At 28.0% G+C, this 2,525-nt stretch carries 2 protein-coding genes; both read left to right on the top strand.

Annotated features, from left to right (window positions below; translation table 11 throughout):
* On the top strand, window positions 1-442 hold a 442-nt coding region (locus H3T43_RS09265), incomplete at its 5' end, for a hypothetical protein (RefSeq protein ID WP_198214165.1).
* A 75-nt stretch (window positions 443-517) separates the two neighbouring features.
* Window positions 518-2,525: P-loop NTPase fold protein (locus H3T43_RS09260; RefSeq protein WP_232350330.1), on the top strand; the 2,008-nt coding region annotated here is incomplete at its 3' end.

Below are 2,525 nucleotides of genomic sequence, written 5' to 3'. Positions count from 1 at the left end.
TGAATATGTGGCTTTTTGGGATTGCTATCTTGGACTTGGAACAAGAGCAAAAGGTGAAAGAATTCTCAATTTTGAATACAAAAATGAGATATATAGTGATTATGTATATGACCGATATAAAAAAATTAAACAAGCTGTTTGCAACTTGATCCAACCAAATAAAAGTTCAAAACTTGATGATTTATTTGATTCAAAAGAATGGTTCCATTTCATATTAAGAATTGCTGCCATTACCCATCAATATGATTTACAAAATATTTCTTCACAGCAGGCAATAGTTATACATATAAATCAGTTGTTAAGTTCGTATAAAAACACTAAAGTTGAAGCTATAATTAAACACAGAAAAAGTTCAATAAATAATGAAAGACTAAAAGAAGTTATGCAAAAATTACTGGTCAATGTGGCTAATGATCCTTATTGGACAAAAAAGATTAAATAATATCTATGCCACTATATTTTTTGAAAATTCTTTGAAAAAGGTTTTACTTAGGTTAAAAGTAAAGGAATAAATTAAATGAAAGATACCAAATGGAAAATCAAGGAGATTGATACATCTGATTGGGCAAAAAAGTTTGCCGATTTATTAGTAAATAACGGTAATAAAACTTATTTTTTACAAGGCAAATGGGGTAGTGGAAAAACTAGATATTTGCAAAAAACTGAAACTTTATCAAGGGATACACTAAAATTTATTTATTTAAGTTTATGGCATCCTAAAAATGAAAAAAGCTTAGCAAAACAAGTATTTTCTAAGGTCAATCCTATATTAAATTTCTTCAAAGGACTTTTTAGTTCTGCACTAGTCGGTTGGATGATATTTGGTAGCGCTTGGCTAACAGGTATAGGTATTTTTAATTATGTTAATTTTGACGCATGGTTTTTATTAGTTACTGTAATTACTGTAATTGTGACTACCTTGTTTAATTTATCTAAGAACAAATTAATAGATGTTGATACTATTCTAATGAATTTGAGCCTTTTTAAATTACGTTGGCCATTTTACAGAAAAAGTAGAGTTTTGATAATCGATGATTTTGATCGTTTAGATGAAGTTACACAAAAAGAACTCTATAAGCTTTTTAATGCTATCCATGAAGAAGGTCTAAAATACTTTCAAAAGATTATACAGCGGTACGATAAAAAACCCAAAAAATTATTTAGACCGATAATTTTTCTATGTAAAAAAATTGTTGAATTTAGTGAAAATAGGAAAGCAAGAATAGTATTCGTAGGGGATTGGAAAAACATAGTCAAAGTAAAACATAATTATTTAGAAAAAATAATTGATCAAACAGTATCGCTACCAATCATATTAAAGCCTGAATTTTTTGGAGAGGAAATAATGCTAATTATTTCTGAAAACTTAAAAGAAGAAATAGATGATATGGAAATTTTCAAGCTCTTCGAACTTGAAAACCTTACGTTACGTCAAGCAAATCATTTTTTATCTTATGTAAAAAATGAATTCTTTAGACAAGAAAAGATAGGTAGAGTACAAGTAAATCAACAACTTTTTATCATTTACTTATTTTTATTCCATAGAAATATGTATGAGATTTTAATTAATAATTGGCAAAAGATTCAGGAAAAGAAAAGTATAGAAACTTTAAAAGCATTTGAAATATCAAGTAATGATGATCAAGCCCAAAAAGAAATAAAGCAATATGTTAACAATATTTTTAAAGAAGATAGTGATAACATATCATTTCCTGAACCTTTTGTAAGTTTACCTGTAAATTATTTTATTAATGATTTAACTTATACTCATTCAGTTAGAGAATTAAATAAAATTATTAATAACTCGAAAGAAATTCGTCAACTGGCTTTTGGCCATGATACTGATAAAGCAAGTCTTATTGATGAGCTTTCATTATATTCTGTTTCAATAAACAATGAAAGTTATTCGAATAAGTTATTGATAGCTGCTATTTCTGCAATGTATGCTGAGCCACGGCATAAGCCCAACTTGCTGATCAAAAAAATATTTCTTAATTACGAAATTAAACTTGAAAAAACCGAGTTTAACACAAATCCTATGAAATCACCGTTAGAGCGAAATAAGATCGTTTTTTCTAAAATGAGTAAAGCAATAACTGAAATGGCTAAAAAACCAAATAACGAAGCCTTATTAACAGAACTACTTTATATTTACAGAGCCTGTTTACCAATTTATGGAACTGTTACGCACAGTTTTAACAATGCCGATAGATCTATTTCAGATATACAGCTTAACAATATTAATAGATACTCACTTACTAGGTACTATTCTAAAAGAGCAGATGAAATAGAAAATCAAAAAAATTTTGGTAAAAAGCTATATGATGCAGAAGCTTTGCTCGTTCAATTATGTTTTAAATCACCAAGTCCAGATATTTCAGACGAAGCATATGACAACCTAAACATCCAACCAATAAAAAAAAAGGTTGAAAAAATAGAGCAACTTGCAGATTTTGAATATGTGGCTTTTTGGGATTGCTATCTTGGACTTGGAACAAGAGCAAAAGGTGAAAGAATTCTCAATT

Origin of the sequence: Lactobacillus sp. M0396 (genome assembly GCF_016101625.1) — a bacterium.
Lineage (GTDB): Bacteria > Bacillota > Bacilli > Lactobacillales > Lactobacillaceae > Lactobacillus > Lactobacillus huangpiensis.
The sequence above is the reverse complement of the archived record's forward strand: the minus strand, read 5'-3'. Positions and strand labels throughout refer to the sequence as shown.